Source organism: Pseudonocardia ailaonensis, assembly GCF_039531635.1.
GTDB lineage: Bacteria > Actinomycetota > Actinomycetes > Mycobacteriales > Pseudonocardiaceae > Pseudonocardia > Pseudonocardia ailaonensis.
The window spans coordinates 12365-31927 of record NZ_BAAAQK010000011.1; the positions used below are offsets into that span (position 1 = coordinate 12365).

Annotated in this window: 19 protein-coding genes; 7 read left to right on the top strand and 12 right to left on the bottom strand. The window is 75.6% G+C overall.

All coding sequences use genetic code 11. The annotated features are described in order from the left end of the window. Positions 1 to 3: 3 nt before the first annotated feature. The 4 genes from ABD324_RS18485 to nth are packed head-to-tail and all read right to left on the bottom strand — an operon-like array spanning position 4 to position 3297. A complete protein-coding gene (locus tag ABD324_RS18485) occupies positions 4 to 1200 on the bottom strand; it encodes a MarP family serine protease (protein WP_344418327.1) in 1197 nt (398 codons plus the stop codon). Beyond that, positions 1197 to 1904, bottom strand: a complete 708-nt coding sequence (locus ABD324_RS18490) for an NUDIX hydrolase (RefSeq protein ID WP_344418329.1) — start codon at positions 1902 to 1904, stop codon at positions 1197 to 1199. Before ABD324_RS18490 ends, ABD324_RS18485 begins: the two co-directional genes overlap by 4 nt. Next, positions 1901 to 2551, bottom strand: a complete 651-nt coding sequence (locus tag ABD324_RS18495; protein WP_344418331.1) for a TlpA family protein disulfide reductase — start codon at positions 2549 to 2551, stop codon at positions 1901 to 1903. The genes ABD324_RS18490 and ABD324_RS18495 overlap by 4 nt, the downstream gene beginning before the upstream one ends. Further along, positions 2548 to 3297: an endonuclease III gene (nth, locus tag ABD324_RS18500; protein WP_344418416.1), complete on the bottom strand. Its 750-nt coding sequence runs from the start codon at positions 3295 to 3297 to the stop codon at positions 2548 to 2550. Before nth ends, ABD324_RS18495 begins: the two co-directional genes overlap by 4 nt. 196 nt (positions 3298 to 3493) lie before the next feature. Between nth and ABD324_RS18505 the strand changes: the two genes are divergently transcribed. The 3 genes from ABD324_RS18505 to ABD324_RS18515 all read left to right on the top strand — a co-directional run bounded on the left by ABD324_RS18505 (position 3494) and on the right by ABD324_RS18515 (position 5888). Then, positions 3494 to 3742: a hypothetical protein gene (locus ABD324_RS18505; RefSeq protein WP_344418333.1), complete on the top strand. Its 249-nt coding sequence runs from the start codon at positions 3494 to 3496 to the stop codon at positions 3740 to 3742. A 184-nt stretch (positions 3743 to 3926) separates the two neighbouring features. Continuing rightward, positions 3927 to 4601, top strand: a complete 675-nt coding sequence (locus ABD324_RS18510) for a Crp/Fnr family transcriptional regulator (protein WP_344418336.1) — start codon at positions 3927 to 3929, stop codon at positions 4599 to 4601. Between the two features lie 84 nt (positions 4602 to 4685). Further along, positions 4686 to 5888: an MFS transporter gene (locus tag ABD324_RS18515; RefSeq protein WP_344418338.1), complete on the top strand. Its 1203-nt coding sequence runs from the start codon at positions 4686 to 4688 to the stop codon at positions 5886 to 5888. On the opposite strand, the gene ABD324_RS18520 is transcribed toward ABD324_RS18515, so the two are convergent. Next, positions 5885 to 6460, bottom strand: a complete 576-nt coding sequence (locus ABD324_RS18520; protein ID WP_344418418.1) for a TetR/AcrR family transcriptional regulator — start codon at positions 6458 to 6460, stop codon at positions 5885 to 5887. The two genes, ABD324_RS18515 and ABD324_RS18520, sit on opposite strands and share 4 nt — an antisense overlap. 78 nt (positions 6461 to 6538) lie before the next feature. Here ABD324_RS18520 and ABD324_RS18525 point away from each other — a divergent pair, with 78 nt between their 5' ends. Continuing rightward, positions 6539 to 7501 carry an NADP-dependent oxidoreductase gene (locus ABD324_RS18525; RefSeq protein WP_344418340.1) on the top strand — a complete coding sequence of 321 codons (963 nt, stop codon included), beginning with the start codon at positions 6539 to 6541 and terminating at the stop codon, positions 7499 to 7501. Here ABD324_RS18525 and ABD324_RS18530 read toward each other — a convergent pair. Both ABD324_RS18530 and ABD324_RS18535 read right to left on the bottom strand, forming a co-directional pair. After that, complete coding sequence (locus ABD324_RS18530; RefSeq protein ID WP_344418342.1) at positions 7498 to 8289, bottom strand: MBL fold metallo-hydrolase; 792 nt, start codon at positions 8287 to 8289, stop codon at positions 7498 to 7500. The two genes, ABD324_RS18525 and ABD324_RS18530, sit on opposite strands and share 4 nt — an antisense overlap. After that, positions 8286 to 9122, bottom strand: coding sequence for an NUDIX hydrolase (locus tag ABD324_RS18535; protein ID WP_344418344.1), 837 nt, complete (start codon positions 9120 to 9122; stop codon positions 8286 to 8288). The genes ABD324_RS18530 and ABD324_RS18535 overlap by 4 nt, the downstream gene beginning before the upstream one ends. Positions 9123 to 9190: 68 nt before the next feature. On the opposite strand from ABD324_RS18535, the gene ABD324_RS18540 reads away from it, so the two are divergent. Next, complete coding sequence (locus tag ABD324_RS18540; RefSeq protein WP_344418345.1) at positions 9191 to 10075, top strand: Gfo/Idh/MocA family protein; 885 nt, start codon at positions 9191 to 9193, stop codon at positions 10073 to 10075. 38 nt (positions 10076 to 10113) lie between these two features. On the opposite strand, the gene ABD324_RS18545 is transcribed toward ABD324_RS18540, so the two are convergent. From ABD324_RS18545 to sp36, 4 genes are read right to left on the bottom strand one after another with little or no spacing between them, the layout of a single operon-like run. Continuing rightward, on the bottom strand, positions 10114 to 14835 hold the full coding sequence (locus ABD324_RS18545; RefSeq protein ID WP_344418347.1) for a hypothetical protein: 4722 nt from the start codon (positions 14833 to 14835) through the stop codon (positions 10114 to 10116). Between the two features lie 23 nt (positions 14836 to 14858). After that, the gene (locus ABD324_RS18550) at positions 14859 to 15440 is read right to left on the bottom strand and encodes a hypothetical protein (RefSeq protein WP_344418349.1); all 582 of its coding nucleotides are present in this window, start codon (positions 15438 to 15440) and stop codon (positions 14859 to 14861) included. Continuing rightward, entirely contained in the window at positions 15441 to 15899 is a 459-nt protein-coding gene (locus ABD324_RS18555) for a RidA family protein (RefSeq protein ID WP_344418351.1), read from the bottom strand. It lies immediately after the preceding gene. Beyond that, positions 15896 to 16069: a Sp36 family protein gene (gene sp36 / locus ABD324_RS18560; protein WP_344418353.1), complete on the bottom strand. Its 174-nt coding sequence runs from the start codon at positions 16067 to 16069 to the stop codon at positions 15896 to 15898. Before sp36 ends, ABD324_RS18555 begins: the two co-directional genes overlap by 4 nt. 145 nt (positions 16070 to 16214) lie before the next feature. On the opposite strand from sp36, the gene bagA reads away from it, so the two are divergent. Together bagA and bagB are read left to right on the top strand one after the other, a co-directional pair. Next, entirely contained in the window at positions 16215 to 17198 is a 984-nt protein-coding gene (gene bagA, locus ABD324_RS18565; protein WP_344418355.1) for an ATPase BagA, read from the top strand. Beyond that, positions 17195 to 18328 carry an ArsA family ATPase gene (gene bagB / locus ABD324_RS18570; protein WP_344418357.1) on the top strand — a complete coding sequence of 378 codons (1134 nt, stop codon included), beginning with the start codon at positions 17195 to 17197 and terminating at the stop codon, positions 18326 to 18328. Before bagA ends, bagB begins: the two co-directional genes overlap by 4 nt. Here the strand turns inward: bagB and ABD324_RS18575 are convergent. Beyond that, positions 18325 to 19554 carry an MFS transporter gene (locus ABD324_RS18575; RefSeq protein ID WP_344418359.1) on the bottom strand — a complete coding sequence of 410 codons (1230 nt, stop codon included), beginning with the start codon at positions 19552 to 19554 and terminating at the stop codon, positions 18325 to 18327. The genes bagB and ABD324_RS18575 overlap by 4 nt on opposite strands. Between the last annotated feature and the right edge of the window lie 9 nt (positions 19555 to 19563).

A 19563-nucleotide genomic window follows, 5' to 3' on the forward strand; every position in this document is an offset into this window, starting at 1 on the left:
CGGTCAGGCCGCACAGGCGCCGGTGTCGACGCCGCGGGTGAGGCCGGGCGCGTTCGCCAGGGCCTGGGCCACCTGCGGGGCGGTGAGGACGAAGCCCGTCTCGGAGTCGTCCAGGGCCGCGCCGAAGACCACGCCGAGGACCTGGCCGTCCGGGGCGATCATCGGGCCGCCGGAGTTCCCCGAGCGGACCTGGGCGCGCACGGTGTAGACGTCCCGGGTGACGGTGGTGGCGTCGTAGATGTCCGGGCCGCGCAGCTGGATCCGGTCCCGGACCTTGCCGGCCGCGATCGTGTACGGGCCGTCGAGCGGGTAGCCCAGGATGATCGCGTCGTCCCCCGGGGAGGCCGGCTTCTGCGCGAACCGCAGCGGCGGGGCGTCGAGCTGGGGCACCGAGAGGATCGCGACGTCGACCTCGGGGTCGTAGCTGATCACCTTGGCGTCGAGCTGGCGGATGCGGTTCGACGAGGTGACGACCTCGACGGTCGTGTCCGTGGTGCCGGCGACGACGTGCGCGTTCGTCATCACGCGCTGGGGGGCGATCACGAACCCGGTGCCCTCCAGCTGGCGCTGGCACGAGGGTGCGCGGCCGTGGACCTTCAGCACGCTGTCCCGCACCTCGGAGACGATCGGCAGGTTGAGCAGCGCCGGGTCCGGCGGGCCGACCTGCTGGATCGGGGTGGCCTGGAAGGGGCTCAGCACGTCCGGGAAGCCGGAGCGGTCGAGCAGGGTGCGCAGGTCCTCGGGGAGCGAGCGGGCGCCGCCCGGCATCACCGAGTCGACGCCCTTGAGCACCTCCGAACCGCGCACGCTGGCGGCCAGCCCGGGGAAGCTCGCCGAGGCCAGCGGCAGCGCGACCAGCCAGGCCGCCACCACCACCGTGACGGCCTGCACGATCGCGCCGAGTGTGGAGTCCACGGCGAGGAAGCGCTCGCCGTGGATCCGGTCCCGGATCTTGCGGCCGAGGTACACCCCCAGCGTCTCGCCCAGGGCGACCAGCAGCACCACCACGACGATGCTGACGATGATCCGGGTGGTGGGCGCCTCGATGCCGCTGACCAGCAGCGGGGCCACCCGGACGCCGATGATCGCGCCGCCGAGCACACCCACGAAGGACAGCAGCGCCACCGCCAGGCCGTGCCGCCAGCCGGACACCGCCGCGATCAGCGCCAGCACGACGACCACGACATCGACCCAGCTCACGTGCCCGAAGCCTCCTGCTCGTCCGTGTACGCGGAACGGGCGGCCGACCACGCCTCACCCAGGTCCATGACCCGGGACTCGTCCCAGGGATGCGCCCAACCCGCGCGATCCAACAGCGCGGACAATATGCCCCCCGTGAAACCCCACACGAGCACCCCCGACACGAGGAAGCCGTGGCCGATGTGCCCGCTGGGGCCGGACACGTTGATCCGGTTCGCGGGGTCGGCGAGCGCGGCGACCGGGGTCCTCCCGACGCGCGCCGTCTCGGCCAGGTCCACGGCCCGCACGGGGCTCGGCCGGGCCCAGTGGGCGAGCACCGGGGTGACCACGAACCCGGACGGCGGCAGGAACAGCTCCGGCAGCGTGGCCAGCGGGACGACGCCGGCGGGATCGAGGCCGGTCTCCTCCTCGGCCTCGCGCAGCGCCGTCGTGATCGGGCTGCCGCCGTCCTCCGGGTCCGTCCCGCCACCGGGGAAGGCGATCTGACCGGCATGGTTGCGCAGGGTCGAGGCACGCTCGACGAGCAGGACATCCGGCCCCGACGGGCCCTCGGCGAAGAGCATGAGCACCGCGGCGCGGCGGCCACCGGTGGGCGGCGGGGTCCGGCGCGGGAACATGTCGATGCCGTCCCCGGCCTCGACCCGCGCGAGCAGGGGTCGCAGGAACGGAGGGGTGCGTTCGGGACGGAGCCCGGGAATGCTCACGGGACCAGTCTCCCCACCGCGGCCGCGACCTCGTCCGCCGAGGCGAACGGCGTGGGCGGGTCGACGCGCCGGACGCCGCCGTCCGCCCGGATCACGAAGCTCGCCGGCAGCGCCGGGGGGACGGCGAGCGCGGACCGCAGCGCCCCGTCCGGATCCGTGACGGCGGGCAGCCGCACCCGCAGGTCGGTGAGCAGGCGCAGCGCCGCCGCGTCGGTGTCCTGCACGTCGACCAGCAGCACGGGGACCGCGCCGGGCCGGGCCGCGTACTCGGCGATCGCGGGCAGCTCGGTGCGGCACGGGACGCACCACGAGGCCCACACGTTCACCAGCGCGGGTTTCCCGGCCAGCGCCGCCCCGACATCGACCGTCGGGCCGCCGGCCAGGCAGGGCACCGCCACGCCCGCCAGCGGCGCGCTCCCCCCGGAACCGGAGGGACACGCGGGCAGGGCGGCCGCCTCGCGCAGCGGCGCGAGCTGCGCCGCGTCCGCCGGGGCGGCGGTGGATCCGGCGGTGGATCCGGTGCTGGTGCCGGTGCGCGGCGCGGGATCGCGCGGCCACAGGGCCACGACCCCGACGACGACGAGCGCCAGCACCACGACCGTGCTGACCAGCTCGGCGCGGTGCTCCCGCAGCCCGGCGAGGTTCACGCCCCGCCCAGCCCCGCCAGCTCGAGGAGGTGGGGCCGCTCCGGGCCCTTGACCAGCGCGGCGGCCGCGGCCGGGTCCTCCGGGCCGAGGCCGAACGACGGGCAGTCCATCGCGAGGGTGCAGGCGCCGCAGGCGGGCTTCTTGGCGTGGCAGACCCGGCGCCCGTGGAAGATCACGTAGTGCGACGCCATGGTCCAGTCCTTCTTCGGGATCAGGGCGCCGATCTCGTGCTCGACCTTGACCGGGTCCTCCTCGGTCGTCCAGCCCCAGCGGCGGACCAGCCGACCGAAGTGCGTGTCGACCGTGATGCCGGGGACGCCGAACGCGTTCCCGAGGATGACGTTCGCCGTCTTGCGGCCGATTCCCGGCAGCGTGACGAGATCGTCCAGGTTGCCGGGGAGCTCGCCGCCGAACCGCTCGACCAGTGCCGCGCCCAGCCCCATCAGGGAGCTCGACTTGTTGCGGTAGAAGCCGGTCTGCCGCACGTACTCCTCGAGCTCGGCGCGGTCGGCCCCCGCGTAGTCCGCCGCCGTGCGGTAGCGGGCGAACAGGGCCGGGCTGATCTCGTTGACCTTCTTGTCGGTGGACTGCGCCGACAGGATGGTGGCGACGGCGAGCTCGAGGGGATCGCGGAAGTCGAGCTCGCAGTGCGCGTCCGGGTACGCCTCCGCGAGGGCCCGCAGGATCCGCCCGACCCGGCGGGCGCGGCCGATGTCGCTCTCGCCGGCGCCGATCCGGGCGCTCAGCTTCGCGACCTCACGGCGGGTGGGGCGCCGCAGGGGTGTGGTGGTCACCCCGCGAGACTACGACCGGGGTCCGACAGTTCCGCCGCACGCCCGCGGGCCGCGCTGACCCGTCCGAGATCACGAACGGGTATCGGTGCCGCCGCGCCGGGCCCCCGGTGGGTGATCCCGGGGCCCCGTGCGAGATGATCCGGCGGTCATGACTGCCTGGTTAGCTGTTCTCGTGCCGCTGCTGGTGATGTTCTTCGCGCTGGGTATGGAGCGCGTCGAGGCCCGCCTGCAGGAGTCCACCGTGCGTCAGGACGAGCTCGACGAGCTGCTCGAGCGTCCGCGTCCCGACGAGGTGCGTGCGCTGTTCCGTCAGGGAACGGTCCGCGCCCTCGAGCTCTTCCGGCTGCGCAACCGGGGGAGCAGGCGCGCGCAACGGCGGAGTAAAGTGTCGAGCTGACCCCCGATCGGCTCCCCTGGCCGACCGGGTAGGGGGCCGAACGTGTCGGTCCGGCGAGCACGGATGCTCCATTCGGGCTTGCTGTTCACGCTTTGTCTCGTCACATTGTGCGGAGCAACCCCCTAGACTGGCGCGCCGATGATCCGCCGCGGGGCCGCGGCGGGGTGGACGAGGAGCAGTTGTTGTGGACGATGTTCTGATTCGGGCCGGGATTTTCCAGGGAGTGGAGCCGCACGCCGCCGAGGTGCTGGCCCAGGCCCTGGAGCCCGTGGACTTCCCGCGTGGGCACGTCATCTTCAGTGAGGGTGAGCCCGGGGATCGCCTGTACATCATCGCGAGCGGCAAGGTGAAGATCGGCCGCAAGTCCCCGGACGGCCGCGAGAACCTGCTGATGGTCGCGGGCCCGTCGGACATGTTCGGCGAGCTGTCCATCTTCGACCCGGGTCCGCGCACGTCGTCGGCCACCACCGTCACCGAGGTGCGGGCCTTCTCGATGGACCGGGCCGCGCTGCGTGAGTGGATCGGCAAGCGCCCCGAGATCGCGGAGCAGCTGCTGCGCGTGCTGGCCCGGCGGCTGCGCCGGACCAACAACATGCTGGCCGACCTGATCTTCACGGACGTGCCCGGCCGCGTCGCGAAGTCGCTGCTCCAGCTGGCCCGCCAGTTCGGGTCGCAGGAGTCCGGCCTGCTGCGGGTGACGCACGACCTGACCCAGGAGGAGATCGCCCAGCTCGTGGGCGCCTCCCGCGAGACCGTCAACAAGGCCCTCGCGGACTTCGCGCACCGGGGCTGGCTGCGGCTCGAGGGCAAGAGCGTGCTGATCCTGGAGCCGGAGCGGCTGGCGCGCCGCGCGCGGTGATCGGGGGAGTGCGCCGCGCGCGGTGACTGCGGTCTCCACGAAATAACTGGTACGCCCGTACCAGAGTGTGCGACTCTCGGAGGCGTGTCCGTCACGCTCTCCGACTACCGCGCTGCCGTCTCCGCGCCCGGCGCGACCGTGCCCGTGCTCGCCTCCGCGGTGGGCCGGCTGCCGGTCGCGATGTTCAGCCTGGCCACGCTGCTCTACGTGCAGCGGGCCAGCGGCTCGTTCGCGGTGGCGGGTGCGGTGTCGGCGGGGACGCTGATCGGTGTCGCCGTCGGTTCGGTGGGGCAGGGCCGCGTGATGGACCGGCGCGGGCCCACCCGGGTGCTGGTCGTGGCGGCGGCGCTGTTCGCGCTGTTCGCCCTGGCCCTGGTCGCGGCGGTCGAGACGGGCGCGGGGCTGCCGTGGATCGTGCTCGCCGCCCTGTTGACGGGCGCGGCGATGCCGGCCATGCCCGGCGCGTCCCGGGCCCTGTGGGCGCGGCTGGTGCCCGCCGGCCCGCGCCGCGAGGCCGCGTACGGCTACGAGGCGATCAGTCTCGAGGTCTTCTTCGTGCTCGGGCCGGGCCTGGCCGCGCTCCTGGCGGCCGCACCGTGGCCGGGGACGGGCACCGCCGTCGCCGTGGTGGCGGCGGTCGTCGGGGCCGTCGGGTTCGCGCTGAGCGGGGCCGCCCGGGCGGACCGCGGCGCTCCCGCCGAGCGGCGGAGCTCGCTGCTCGGGGCGCTCGGTACCCCGGGCATGCGGTCCGTGGCGCTGGCCGGGCTCGGCTTCGGCGTCGTCGTCGGTGCGGTCGAGGTCGGGGTGCCCGCCTTCACCGCCGGAACCGGCTCGCCGGCGCTCGGCGGTCTGCTGCTCTCGGCCTGGTCCGTCACGTCCGTGCTGGTCGGTGTGTTCTACGGGATGCGGCCCTGGCCGCGGGCGCTGCACGTGCGGATGCCCGTCCTGGTGGCCGCGTTCGGTGCGCTCGTCCTGGTGATGTGGGCGGCGGGGGCCGTCGGGTCGCTCGCCCTGCTCGTCGTCGTCATGGTGGTGGCGGGTGGGCTGATCACGCCGCAGACGACCGGGCACTCGCTGCTCGTGGAGGCCGTGGCGCCGCCCGGTGCCGCGGCCGAGGCGTTCGGCTGGGTGGTCACCGCCATCACGGTCGGCGCCGCGGCCGGGCAGTCCGTGGCCGGCGTGGTGGTCGACGCGGCGGGCGCACCGGCGGCGTTCGTGGTCGGCGGCGTGGCCGGGATCGCGCTCGGCGCGCTGCTCTGGGCGCGGCGCCGGACGCTCGAGGCCTAAGGAGCCGGAGGCCGGAGGCCGTCCATCAGGAGATCGAGCAGGCGCGCGGTCCTGGGGTCCTCTCCGAGCCGGGGGGCGACCGTGAAGATGCCGATGAGGGCGGCCGCGATGTCGTCGGCGGTGACGTCGGTGCGGAGCTCGCCGCTCGTCCGTCCGGCGTCGAGGATCGTGGTGATCGCCGCCAGCAGCTCGGTGCGGGTCCCGTCGTGGGCGATCTCGCCGGACTCGATCATCGCGAGCAGCGTGTCGAGCATGCCGTTCTTCGTCGCGATCCAGGTCCCGAACAGATCCATCCAGCGTCGCATCGCCGCGGCCGGCTCCAGCCGGTCGAGCAGCGCGCGGGCGCCGGCCGTGAGCCGCTCGACCTGGTCCCGGTAGACGGCGTCGACGAGCGACTCGCGGTCGGGGAAGTGCCGGTAGAGCGTCGCGATGCCGACGCCGGCCTCGCGGGCGATGGCGCGCATCGACGGCTCCGCCTCGGCCGAGGCGAACACGCGGGTCGCGACCGCCAGCAGCTGCTCGCGGTTGCGGGCCGCGTCCGCCCGCGGTGCACGGGCCTCCGCTCCGGCCAAACGGATCACGCTCCGGTTGTGATAGTGTCGGGATGAAACGGAGCATAGTCCGTTTCGCCGCGGAGAAGGAGACGTGCGATGCAGGGACAGAGCGGCCCGGCGGCGACGAGCAGGGCGGTAATGCTCGACTCGTTCGGCGGCCCCGAGGTCCTGGACCTCCGCGAGGTGCCGTCGCCGGAGGCCGGCGACGGACAGATCCGCGTGCGGGTCACCGCGTCCGGGCTGAACCCGATGGACTGGATCATGACGGCCGACGCGGACACCGCCGCCCGGTTCGGCCTGAGCCTGCCGGCCGGGTTCGCGACCGACTACGCGGGGGTGGTGGACCAGGTCGGCACGGGTGTCACCGGGTTCGCCGCCGGCGACCGGGTGTTCGGCGGGGCCCTGTCCCGCGCGGTCGCCGACTTCGTGGTGATCGACGTGCCCGGCCACATCGCCTCCGGCGTCGCCCACCACACGCCCGACGGCGGCGACGACCGCACCGCCGCCACCCTCGCCATCGCGGGCTCCACGGCCGCCGCCGCCCTCGCCGTTCTCGACCTCGGCCCGGACGACACGGTGCTGGTCGGCGGCGCGGGTGGTGGGGTGGGGGTGTTCGCCGTCCAGCTGGCCCGGCTCGCGGGGGCGCGGGTGATCGGAACGGGATCGGCGTCGTCGTCCGGCTTCCTGGCCGGCCTCGGGGCCGAGCCGGTCACCTACGGCGACGGCCTGGTCGATCGGGTCCGCGCCCTCGCACCCGGGGGCGTGACGGCGGCGCTGGACCTCCACGGCACCGAGACGGTGCACGCGGCCCGGGCACTGGGCGTCCCGGACGGCCGGATCTGCACCATCGCCACCCAGGTCGACGGGGTCCGGCCGGCGAACGGAGCCCACGCCGCCCCCGGGGCCCTCGAGGAGATCGCCGGCCTGGTCGCGGCGGGCCGGCTGCAGGTGCCCATCGCCGCGAGCTTCCCTGTCGAGCAGGTCCGCGCCGCGGTCGAGCTGCAGGCCGGGCGGCACGTGCGGGGGAAGGTCGTCGTGGAGCTGTCAGACGCTCCCTAGGCGCGCAGGTAGTCCAGCTGGGCGCGGACGCTGCGTTCGGCGGCCTCCCACAGCTTCTCGTCGACGTCCGCGTAGACGACCTCGACGACCTGCCGCGGTGTGACGTCCTCCGGCATGGTGCGCAGCGCCTCCCGGACCTGGTCGAGCCGCTCGTGGCGGTGGGTGCGGTAATGCTTCGCGATCGTCGCGGCGTCGGCGTGCTCGGGGCCGTGGCCGGTGAGCACCACGGTGCCCTCGGGCAGGTCCGCGTACCAGTCGAGCGACTCCAGGTACGGGGCGAGCGAACCGTCCGGGTGCGCGATCACGGTGGTGCCGTGGCCGAGGATCATGTCGCCGGCCAGGAGCGGCGGCGGACCGTCGGCGGGCCCGTCGAGAAGGAACGACGTGGAGTCCGACGAGTGCCCGGGCGTGGCGACGACGCGCAGCTCCACGCCGGCCGCCGCCACGACCTCACCCGGCGCCAGGCCCTCGGAGCCCAGGACCAGGGTGGGGTCCAGGGCCCGGACCGGGGCGCCGGTGAGCTCGGAGAGCCGCCGGGCGGAACCGCAGTGGTCCAGGTGGTGGTGGGTGATCAGGATCTGGGCGACGGGACCCTGGGCGGCGACGCGCTCGAGGTGCTCCTCGTCCTTCTCCTCGCCGGGATCGACGATCACGCACTCCTCGACGCCCGGCGCCCGCAGCACCCAGGTGTTGGTGCCCTCCAGGGTCATCGGGCCCGGGTTGTTCTCCAGCAGGACGGACGCCAGCGGCGTGACCTGGCGGAGCAGCCCGTAGGCCGGGTCGCTCACGCCAGCAGCTCCGTCGGCAGCCGGTGCACCGAACCGTCCGGCAGCACGAGTTCGGGGATGCCGTCCTCGGTCACGCGTGGCGTCGGATGGATGGCCGTCATGTCCCGGCCCGCGCAGCTGGCGAGCGCCTCGGCCGCGGTGGCGAACCCGGCGAGCTCGCGCAGGGACACCAGGGTCGGCGGCATCAGCGCCATCCGGCTCTCGGCGTGCGCCTCCAGGGCCTGCTCGGGGAACCACCACTCGGCCTCGACGGCCTCGGTGGTCTGGGCGTCCGCCTCCTGACCGGCGGGCATGGCCGCCACCAGGAACACGGTGTCGTAGCGACGCTTCTCGATCGGCGGGGTGACCCACCGGGCCCAGGTGCGCAGCAGGTCCGAGCGCAGCACGTAGCCGGAGGTGGCGAGGACCTCGGTCATCGAGATCGAGTGGTCGGTGAGGCGCTTGCGCCACAGCGGGGCCTGCGCGGTCAGCGATCCGGGCTGGCCCCCGGGCGGCCCGGCGAGGAGGACGCCGGTCTCCTCGAACACCTCGCGCACGGCGGCGGTAATTGCGGCCCCGGCCAGCGCGGTGGAGAGGCCGATGCGCTCGGCCCATTCCTGCGGGTCCGGGCCGGCCCAGCGCTCGGCGTCCGGCACGTCCGACGGATCGACGCTGCCGCCGGGGAACACGGTCATGCCGCCCGCGAAGGCCATCTGCTTCACCCGGCGCTGCAGGAAGACCTGCAGCGCGGACCTGCCCTCCGGGGGCGACGGGTGGTCACGCAGCAGCAGGACGGTGGCCGCCGGTTTCGGCTCCACCGGGGTCCGCGGTGTGTTGTCCTCGGCGACGCTCACCCTTCGGACCCTAGGTCATCGAGGCGGCGAAGGCTCACGTGAAGAGCGCCACCCGGCAGGATGGCGGCATGCTTCGCATCGGACTCGTCGGTGGTGGTCCCTGGGCGCGCGGGGTGCACGCGCCCGCCCTCGCCGCGCACCGCGGCGTCGATCTCGTGGGGGTGTGGACGCGCCGTCCCGAACCCGCCCGGGACATCGTCGCCTCGTACGGCGGAGAGGCCTTCGGGTCCCTGTCCGCGCTGGTGGAGGCGGTCGACGCGGTCGCGTTCGCGGTGCCACCCTCGGTGCAGGGGGCCCTCCTGCCGGAGGTCGTCGCGGCGGGCAGGCACGTGATCCTCGACAAGCCGCTCGCGGACTCGGTCCCGGCGGCCGAACGGGCGGCGGCCGCGGTCGAGGCCGCCGGCGTCTGCTCGACGACGATGTTCACCCTGCGCTTCGCCCCCGCGACCCGGCAGTGGCTGGCCGGCTTCCCGGAGGGCCCCGCGGACGCCGGGACGACCGCCACCGCCCGCTGGCTCTCCGGCGCGACGCTCGGCGGTCCGTACGCCGACTCGTCGTGGCGCGGAGACCGCGGCGCCCTGCTCGACATCGGTCCGCACCTGATCGACCTCCTGGAGGCGGCGCTCGGGGAGGTCGCCGAGGTCGAATGGGCCCGCAGGGGTGACGGCGACCTGTGGCAGCTCGGGCTGCGGCACGTCGGCGGGGCGCGCAGCACACTCGTGCTCACCATCGGCCTGCCGGTCGACCCCACCGAGATGGAGGTGGCCGCCTTCGGGACGGTCGGTCGGCACGTCCTCACGGACCGGCCGGAGGACCCGGCCCGCTGCTACGGCGTGCTCCTCGACGAGTTCCTCGCCGCGATCGCCGCCGGGGAGACGACCGGGCCGTACTCCGCCGCGCGAGGACTGCGGCTGCAGAAGGTGCTGGCCGAGGCGGAGGCCCGCCTCCGGTGACCACCGCGCCCGCCCGGGTCCCGGGCGGGCACGGGTGGTCAGGAGCCGTTGCGGCGGTCCGGGCCCGGACCGCCGTCGCGGACGGCCTGCTCCTGCAGCAGCATCCGCAGCAGGTCCTGTTCGCGGCTGGACAGCGACGCCAGCGCCTCCGGGGACGGGTCCGCGTTCCGCGAGGGCTCGCCCAGGCCGGTGGTGCTGCCGAACGGGCCGTCGGCGCTGACGGGCGGCACGTCGCCGGCGCCCCCGAACAGGCCGCTGGGCTCGCGGTCGCGGTCCCGCCGCACCCGCGCGACGGTCCGCGGCACGGGGCGGGGCGGGGGGAGGCCCTCGGAGCCCGAGTCGGCCCCGAAGCTCCACGAGCCGGGATCGTCGGTCGGCTCGTCGGCAGCCGTCGACCGGGTGTCCCCGTCGTCTCCGGCGCCGACGTCGTCCGGGCGGTGCCGGGCGCGCCGGCGCCCTCCGGTCCCGGGGGTGGGCCGGAAGGTGGGGACGCCGTCGCGCGCGGCCCGGCGGCCGGTGGGTGCCGGCTCGTCGGCCTCCGGCTCCGGCGGGGGCCGGAGATCGGGAACCGTGAGGTCCGCGTCCGCCGCGAGCCGGTCCGCCGGGTCGGTCTCGTCGAGGTGGCGGCCGGCGGCCTCGGGATCGTGGACGAGCGGGCCGATCCCGAGCGGATCCGGATCGAGGGCCCGGGAGGGGGAGCCGAGCCCGGAGTCGTCGAGCCCGGAGTCGTCGAGCCCGGAGTCGTCGAGCCCGGAAATGTCGGCGGGCCTGGAGCTGTCGAGCGAGCTGTCGAGCCCGGAGCCGTCGAGCACCGAGCCGTCGAGCACCGAGCCGTCGAGCACCGAGCCGTCGAGCACCGAGCCGACGGGCGCAGAGGTGTCGGGCGCAGAGGTGCCGGGCGCAGAGCTGTCGGGCGCAGAGCTGTCGGGCGCAGAGCTGTCGGGCATCGGGCCGTCGAGTGGCGTGTCTCTCGGCGCCGAGCCGTCGAGAGGCCGGTGCTCGGGATCGTCCACAGTGGAGTTCGTCGGGCTGGAGTGATCGGAGATGCTCCGCGCGGAGGCGTGCTCACCGTCCCGGCGCGGCGCGGGAGAGCCGTGGCCGAGCGGGGTGGGCTCGTCCGACCAGGTCGGGTCGCCCCCGTGCTCCTCGGGGCTCGCCGCGGCGTCGCTGCGCGGCTCCGAGGGGCTCGGATCATGACCGTCAGGATCGCCCGGGCCGCGATCCTCGCTGCCGGACGGCGCCGGTGCGAACGGGTCCCCGGCGTCCGCCTGGTGCGGGGCGTCGAGGGAGGTGGATGCGGGCGGGTCGCTGTCGGCCGGGCCGAGGAGGCCGGGTGCGTCCCCTGCCTGCTCGCGACCGCCGGGGCCACGATCGGTCTCGGCTCCGGTGCCGGGCGCGCCCGGGAGATCCGTGACCGGATCGCCGACGGGCGAGGTCCGGCCGTTCGAGCCGGTGACCCGGTCGTCCGCCGGCGCTGGGCGGGGCGCACCGGAGAGGGGCTCGAGCGGATCGTCCGGAACGGCGAGGTCGGACGCCTCGGACGGCGACCGGGAGCCGAGCAGACCGTTCGGCGGCGCACCCCCGGAGAGCGGCCCCGAACCGTTCGGGCCGCCCGAGTGGCCGTTGCTCCCGGGAAGGCCGACGGGGTAGGACCCGTTCGAGCCGGGCGCGGCGGGCCGCGTCTCCTCCTTGGGCATCGCCCAGGCGCCCGACGACCAGTCGTCCAGCCACTCCCGCGCCGGTCGGCGCTCACCGAGCGGGTCGACGGCGACACGGTTGTCGGCGCTCTCCGGCTGGCCGTTCGCGGCGGGGTCCGCGGACGATGCCGCGTTCTCCTCGGTGAGCGGGCCCGAGCGGGTCGGCGGGTCGAGGTCGAGCGGGACGTCGGACTCCCCGACGGCGTCCGCCCTACTCCCGGTGCCCGCGGACGACTCGCTCGTCGCCTGGTCGGGCCCGGTGCCGGGGGTCGTCGGCGGCTCCTCCGACATCGGGATCTCCGGGGCGCCGGTGAGCGGGAGCCGGTCGGACAGGGGCCGGTCGGTGTTCAACGGTCCGGTGTCGGTGGGGTCGAGGAGGGTGCCCAGCAGCGGCTCGCGCAGGGGGCCGCTCAGGGGATCGTGCATCGAGGCCAGGACGGGCGGGTCGTCGTGGCGTGCCGCCGCGGCGTCCGGCTCCGCGACCGGCCAGGGGGACTGCGGCGTGGGCACACCCGTGACCACGGGGGTCGGCCGGGTGAGCGGGGTCGGTCGCGGACCGGGGTGCGGCCGGTCCTCGCCCGGGGGCGGCGGCACGACCTTCAGCGGCGGCCGCCCAGCCTGGTCGAACGGGGCCGTGCGCGGCTCGGCCGGTCGGAGCGGTGCCGGGGCGAGCGGCACGGCGGACATGCGCGGTGCGGCCGGCGACGGGCCCCGGCCGCCGCCGGAACGCTCCCGCTGGTCGGGCGCCGCGTGCTCGGGCCCACCCTCGTCGTCGGAGATGAAGCCGTGACGGGGCGCGGCGCCGTGCTGAGGGGCTGCGCCGTGCTGAGGGGCTGCGCCGTGCTGAGGGGCTGCGCCGTGCTGAGGGGCTGCGCCGTGCTGAGGGGCTGCGCCGTGCTGAGGGGCTGCGCCGTGCTGAGGGGCTGCGCCGTGGTCGAGGGGCGAACCGCGATGGTCTCCGGCACCGTGGTCGGGCCCGCCACCGTGCCCGGGAGCAGTGTGGAACGGGTCCGCCCCGGATGCGTGGAGGGACGCGCCCTGGTCCGGGTCGCTCCGGTGCCGGGAGGCACCGTTCTGGTCGGGGCGGCGCGGATCGCCTCCCGCGAAGGAACCGGGGTGATCGCGCTGGTCGGAGGGCTGGACGGGGACGGCGGGACGCACGGCCCGCGGCCCCGAGGACGACTCCCGAGGATCGGGTCCCTGCCCCTGGACGGGCAGCGGACCGGGACGTCGCCCCTCCACCGGCCGACCGAGCTGGTCCTGCCCGGCGGCTGAACCGGGCTGATCCGGCCCGGTGTGGGTGTGGGGGCCGAGCTGATCGGACCCGGCGGGCGTGCCGAGCCGACCGGGCCCCGCGGGCGTGCCGAGCTGATCGGGCCGGGCGGGCGTGCCGAGCTGATCGGGCCCGGCCGTCGAACCGAGCCGATCGGAGCCGGCCTGCGCTCCGAACCGATCGGGGCCGGGCCGGGACAGGTCGCCCCCGGCCGGCCGGGGGCGGTCGACCCCATTCGGACGAGGTGCGCCCGTGCCGGACGGCCGCGAGGAGTCGGGATCGGTCGGCCACGACGCGTCGCGCTCACCCGTCCGGAACGAGCCGGAACCCGTGGGACGGGACGCCTCCGGGCCGGCCGGCGGACGCGGCCCGCCGTGGCCGGGCACCGGCCGCGGGGACGGGGTCGGAGCAGGACGTCCGGGGGGATCGATCGGCTGCCCGGGGCGGACACCGCCGGAGGGATCCGGGCCGAGCCCGTCCGCGGCCCGCCCGGGCCCGACCGGCCGCAGCCCCTGCCCGGTGCCCGGGCCCACCTGGCCGTCCGGCCGGCCGGACGGCTCGGTGGGGCCGGCCTGCCGGTGGCCGGGGCCCCCGGACGAGACCGCGCCCGGGTCGGCGGGCAGGAAGGAGCCCCGTTCCGTGGCCGGAAAGGAGCCGTGCTCCCCGGGCAGAGGGGATCCGTGCTCCGCGGGCTGGACGGAGCCGTGCTCCCCGGGGTGGGAGGAGCCGTGCTCCGCAGGCAGGACGGCGCCAGGCGTCGCGGGCGTGGACAAGCCTTGTGCCGCAGGCGGGAACGAGCCCTGCTCCGCCAGAGGCGGTCCGGCCGTCGGCGCGGCGGATCCGGAACGGTTCGAGGGCCCGCCCGGGTCCGCGGGACGGGGACCGGAGGCCGACGGATCCGCGTCGGCCGGAGGCCCGTCGTGCGGGCGCGGCGCCGGATCGAACGGAGCGCCCTCGGGGGATCCGGACGCGGCGGGACGACCGTCGTTCCGGACGTCGGAATCCAGGCGGCGACCAGCGGAGAGGTCGCTTGCGGCGAGCGGCTCGGAGTGCCGGGACGACCCGATCGGAGCCGCCTCGGGACCCGGGCCCGCCGCGGCGGCGGACCGCCCCGGTTCGAACCCCGGCCGCAGGGGCGTCGGGTCCTGCGGTCCGGGCATCGGCGGCCGCACACCGCCCACCGGCGCGAACCCCCGCCGCGTCAGTGCGCCGACCTCGCGCGCCTTCTCCAGCGCCGCGGCCTGGTAGCCGGGCAGCGCGTCGGCGGGCGTGTACGCCTCGACGGCCGCCGGCAGCCCGGCCCGGGCCAGGTGCGCGGCGATCCGGTAGGACAGCACCTCCGGCGCCACCCCCGGCCCGGCGAGCTCCACCAGCACGATCGGGTGCGGCAGAGGCCCCGGCGCGGCCCCGGCAGGCGTGATCCGCCAGGTCAGCCGGATCGCCCCGACCCCCGGCTCGGGCGCGACCAGCAGCTCGGCCAGCCGCGCCGTGGCGGCCGCGGGCCCTGCCTCGGCTGCGAAGACGTGTGGGGGACCCTCCGGTCCGGGCGGCGCGAGCAGCCCGGCGTCGAGCTCCACGTGCCGGGCCCGGGCGAGGTCCGCGAGCTCCGCGCGCAGCGGGGCCGGCAGCGGCGTCCGGTCGGCGACGAGCGTCGCGAGCAGCAGCTCGACGGCCTGCGGCTCCTCACCGACGGCGACGAGCTCCCGGGCCGTGCCCAGCAGGTCGTCGTCCACCCGGCCGGCCAGCGCCAGCAGCAGATGGTGGGTGGTCGGGGCAGGTGGGGCCGTCATGGGAGGCCCTCCTTCTCGGGAGTTCAGCTCGCGTATTCGGGGGTCCGCGTCCACACGGACCGGGAGCCGACGATGGCGGCCTGGTGGTAGGTGGGCGGTTCGAGCCCGTCGGGGAGCACCTCGACGCACGGGGTGCGGTCGCCGTGCACCCGCAGCAGCCGCTGCAGCGTGCCGGTGAGCTCCCACGCCCGCTCGGCGCCGTGGACGAGCAGGATCCGCTGCTCGCCGTGCGGCCCGCGGCGGGCGTGCCGCAGCTCGAGGGTGCCGGCGTGCCCGCGGACGACCGCGAGCGCGCCGAGCACCGCGAGATCCGGCAGCTCCGGCCCCGCCACGAACGCCGGATGGGGAGCGTCCGGCGTGTGGAGCGGGAGGACGGCGTCGACCAGGCGGTTGTCCCCGCAGGTGGCGGTGAGCAGGGCGCGTTCGGCGTCCGTCACCCCCACCCGGTTGCGGAGCAGGGCCCGGGGGAGCAGCGCGGCGACCGGAGCGAGGTTCTGCTCGGCCGCGCCCGCGGCGAGCCAGTCCCGCAGCCGCCATACGACGTCGTCCGGTAGCCGGCCGGCGAGCCGGAGGAGCAGTTCGTGCGCCGCCGCGGGTTCGGACATCTAGGCGACCTCGACGACCAGTTCGACCTCGACCGGCGCGTCGATCGGCAGCTCCGCGACGCCGACGGCGGACCGCGCGTGCGCCCCGGACTCGCCGAACACCTCGCCGAGCAGGTCCGACGCTCCGTTGACCACACCGGGCTGGCCGCCGAACCCGGGCGCGGACGCCACGAACCCGACGACCTTGACCACGCCCTTGACGTTGTCCAGCCCGACCAGCGCGTCGATCGCGGCGAGCGCGTTCAGCGTGCAGATCTTCGCGAGCTCCTTCGCCTCCTCGGCCGTGACCTCGGCGCCGACCTTGCCGGTCCGGGCCAGCTTGCCGTCGACGAACGGAACCTGACCGGCCGTGAACACGAGCGAGCCGGAGGCCTTGGCCGGGATGTACGACCCGGCCGGCGTGGCGACGGCGGGCAGCGTGAGCCCGAGCTCGGCGAGCCGCTCGGTGGGGGTCGTCACGACTGCACCGGCCGCTTGAAGAAGGCGATCAGGTTCTCGGCGGTGGCTCCCGGCACCACGGAGACCAGCTCCCAGCCGTCCCGGCCGAAGTTGTCCAGGATCGCCTTCGTGTTGTGGATCAACAGGGGTGCGTTCAGGTATTCCCACCTGGTGACGCCGGGAGTGCTCATGGCCGCGAGCGTAACCGGGCGCCCTCACCCGATTGCGTGCCGGAGGCGGGCCCCTGCGGCGAGCGGGCGTGCAGGTGCGAGCGGTGGGGAGCCGGGCGGGACGGGCGAGAGCGCGGCCGTTCGTCGCGGTTCGTACCCTGGACGAGTGACCCTCCCCGGAATCGGTGCCGCCCGGCTGCACGTGGTCTCCGGCAAGGGTGGCACCGGCAAGACGACCGTCGCCGCCGCGCTGGCCCTGGCCCTGGCCCGTGGCGGAAAGCGCACGCTGCTGGTCGAGGTGGAGGGCCGCCAGGGCATCGCCCAGGTCTTCGACACCGCGCCGCTGCCGTACGAGGAGCGCCGGATCGCCGTCGCCCCCGGTGGCGGCGAGGTCCGCGCCCTGGCGGTCGACGCCGAGGCCGCGCTGCTCGAGTACTTCGAGATGTTCTACAAGCTGGGCGTCGCGGGCCGCACGCTCAAGCGGATGGGCGCGGTCGAGTTCGCCACGACCCTGGCCCCCGGCCTGCGGGACGTGCTGCTCACCGGCAAGGTCAAGGAGTGCGTCTCGCGCACCGAGGACGGCACGCCGGTCTACGACGCCGTGATCCTCGACGCCCCACCCACCGGCCGGCTCGTCCGGTTCCTCGACGTGACGAAGGCGATGTCCGAGCTGGCCCGCACCGGCCCGATCCACAGCCAGGCCGAGGGGGTGGTGGCGCTGTTGCACTCCGAGCGCACGCTCGTCCATCTCGTCACGCTGCTGGAGGACCTGCCCGTCACCGAGACCCTCGACGCCGTGCGCGAGCTCGGCGAGGCCGATCTCCGGGTCGGATCGGTACTGGTCAACCGGGTGCGTGAGCAGTGGCTGCCGGACCGTTCGGTGGCGTCGGCCGCGTCCGGGCGGGTGGACGCCGGCCGGGTCCGCACCGGCCTGCTGTCCGCGGGCCTGGACCTGGCGCCCGAGGTGATCGACGGGCTGGTGGCCGAGACCGTCGAGCACGCGGTCCGGGTGGCCGCGGAGGCCGCGGCCGGTGAGCGGCTCGTCGAGGAGATCGGCGACATCCCGCGCCTGGAGCTGCCCCAGTGCAACGGCGGCGTGGACCTCGGTGCCCTCTACGAGCTGGCCGAGCAGCTGAAGGTGCACCTGTGAGCACGCTCGAGCTCGATCCCGTGATCGACGACCCGGCGACCCGGATCGTCGTCTGCTGCGGCTCGGGCGGTGTGGGCAAGACGACCACGTCGGCCGCCCTGGCCCTGCGCGCGGCGGAGCGCGGCCGCCGCGTGGTGGTGCTGACGATCGACCCCGCCCGCCGCCTCGCCCAGGCCCTCGGCCTCGACGAGCTCTCGAACGAGCCCAGCGCCGTCCCCGGCACGAGCCTCGACGCGATGATGCTGGACATGCGCCGAACCTTCGACGAGATGGTGCACGCGCACTCGACCCCGGACCGGGCGGCGAAGATCATCGCCAACCCCTTCTACCAGACGATCTCCACTTCGTTCTCCGGCACGCAGGAGTACATGGCGATGGAGAAGCTGGGGCAGCTGTGCGCCCGCGGCGAGTGGGACCTGATCGTCGTCGACACCCCGCCGTCGCGCTCGGCGCTGGACTTCCTCGACGCCCCGCAGCGCATGTCGACCTTCCTCGACGGCCGGATGATCCGGCTGCTCAGCTCGCCCGCGCGGGCCGGCGGCGCGGGGCTGCGCAAGCTCATCGGGGCCGGGTTCGGGCTGTTCGCGAAGGGCGTCTCGACGATCCTCGGCGGGCAGATGCTGGCCGACGCGTCCGCCTTCGTGCAGGCCTTCGACACCATGTTCGGCGGTTTCCGCGAGCGCGCCACCAAGACCTACGAGCTGCTGCGCTCGCCCGGCACCGCGTTCCTCGTCGTCGCCGCGCCGGAGCCGGACGCGCTGCGCGAGGCCGCCTACTTCGTCGACCGGCTGGCCGGGGAGAAGATGCCGCTCGCCGGGCTCGTCCTCAACCGGACCCATCCCGTGCTCGCGCCGCTCTCGGCGGCGCGGGCGCGCACCGCGGCGGAGAACGCCGGCTCGTCGCGGCTGGCCGCGGCGGTCCTGCGGCTGCACGCGGACCGCGTGGACCTGGCCGAACGCGAGGAGCGGCTGCTCGCCCGGTTCTCCGGCGCGCACCCCACGGTGCCGGTGGTGCGGGTGCCCGCGGTGGCCGCGGACATCGCCGATCTCGACGGGTTGCGGGAGGTCGGCGAACGCCTGGCCGCCGCGCCCGAGCCGCCGCCCGCGGGCAGCGTCCACCAGCTCCGTTAGACGAAGCGGGGCCGGCCCGCGAGAGATCCCGCGATCAGCTGCCCGCAGAGCGCCCCGAGCAGCAGGAGCAGCGAGACCGTCCAGCCGCCCGTCGCGTCGTGGAGCAGGCCGAACAGCAGCGGCCCGAAGGACGCGATGAGGTACCCGGCGCCCTGGGCGAACGCGGACAGGGTCGCCGCCGTCTCCGGGTCGCGCGAGCGCAGGGCGATCAGGGTCATGGCCACGGAGAACGCCGCGAAACCGGAGCCGAGCAGCAGCGCCCACAGCCAGGGCAACGTCGCCGGGGCCAGCATCAGCCCGATCGCGCCGAGCATCGGCGGCACGGTGAGCACCACGATCCAGCCGGACTGGCTGCGCCGGCGCGCGACGATCGCGGGGACGACCAGGCTGAGCGGCACCGGGACCAGCGTCGCGATGCTCAGCATCAGTCCGGCGGTGCCCTTGTCGAGCCCGGCACCGATGTAGACCTGCGGCAACCAGCCCATCACCACGTAGGCCAGGAACGACTGCAGCCCCATGAACGCCATGACGGCCCAGGCCGTCCGGCTGTGCAGCACGGTCCGGAACGAGGTCCGGCGCGCGTCGCGTGAGGCCACCGGCGATCCGTGGCGCGCGGCCACCGCCCAGATCAGCAGCGCGACCAGCGCCACCCCGCCCCACAGCGCGAGCACCGGCCGCCACCCGCCGAGCGGGCCCTCCAGCGGCGGGGTGAGCGCCGAGCCGATCGCCCCGGACCCCTGCAGGGCGGCCGTGTAGATCCCGGTCATCAGCCCGATCCGCAGCGGGAACGACTCCTTGACGACGACGGGCACGAGCACGTTCGCCACCGCGATGCCGGCGCAGGCCACGAAGGTCAGCCCCAGCATCACGCCCGCGCCGCCGAGCACCCGCAGCAGCAGCCCGGCGACCAGCACCGCCAGCGCGATCCCGATCGCCCGCGCCAGCCCGACCTTCCGCGCGAGCCACGGCGCCGCCACCCCGGCCACCGCGAAGCACAGCGTCGGGGCGGTGGTGAGCACGCTCGCCCAGGCGGCCGATCCGCCGACGCCCAGCCGGACGTCGCCCAGCAGGGAGGACGCGCTGGTCACGGCGGCCCGCAGGTTCAGCGCGACGAGCACCACGGCGACCGCCAGGAGTGCCGTCCCGAGCAACGGCCCCCGGCTGGTCCCTGGACGGGACACCGGAGCCGTCAGCGCGGTCCCCGCCGCGTCGTCGCGCATTGCCATGCCCACTAC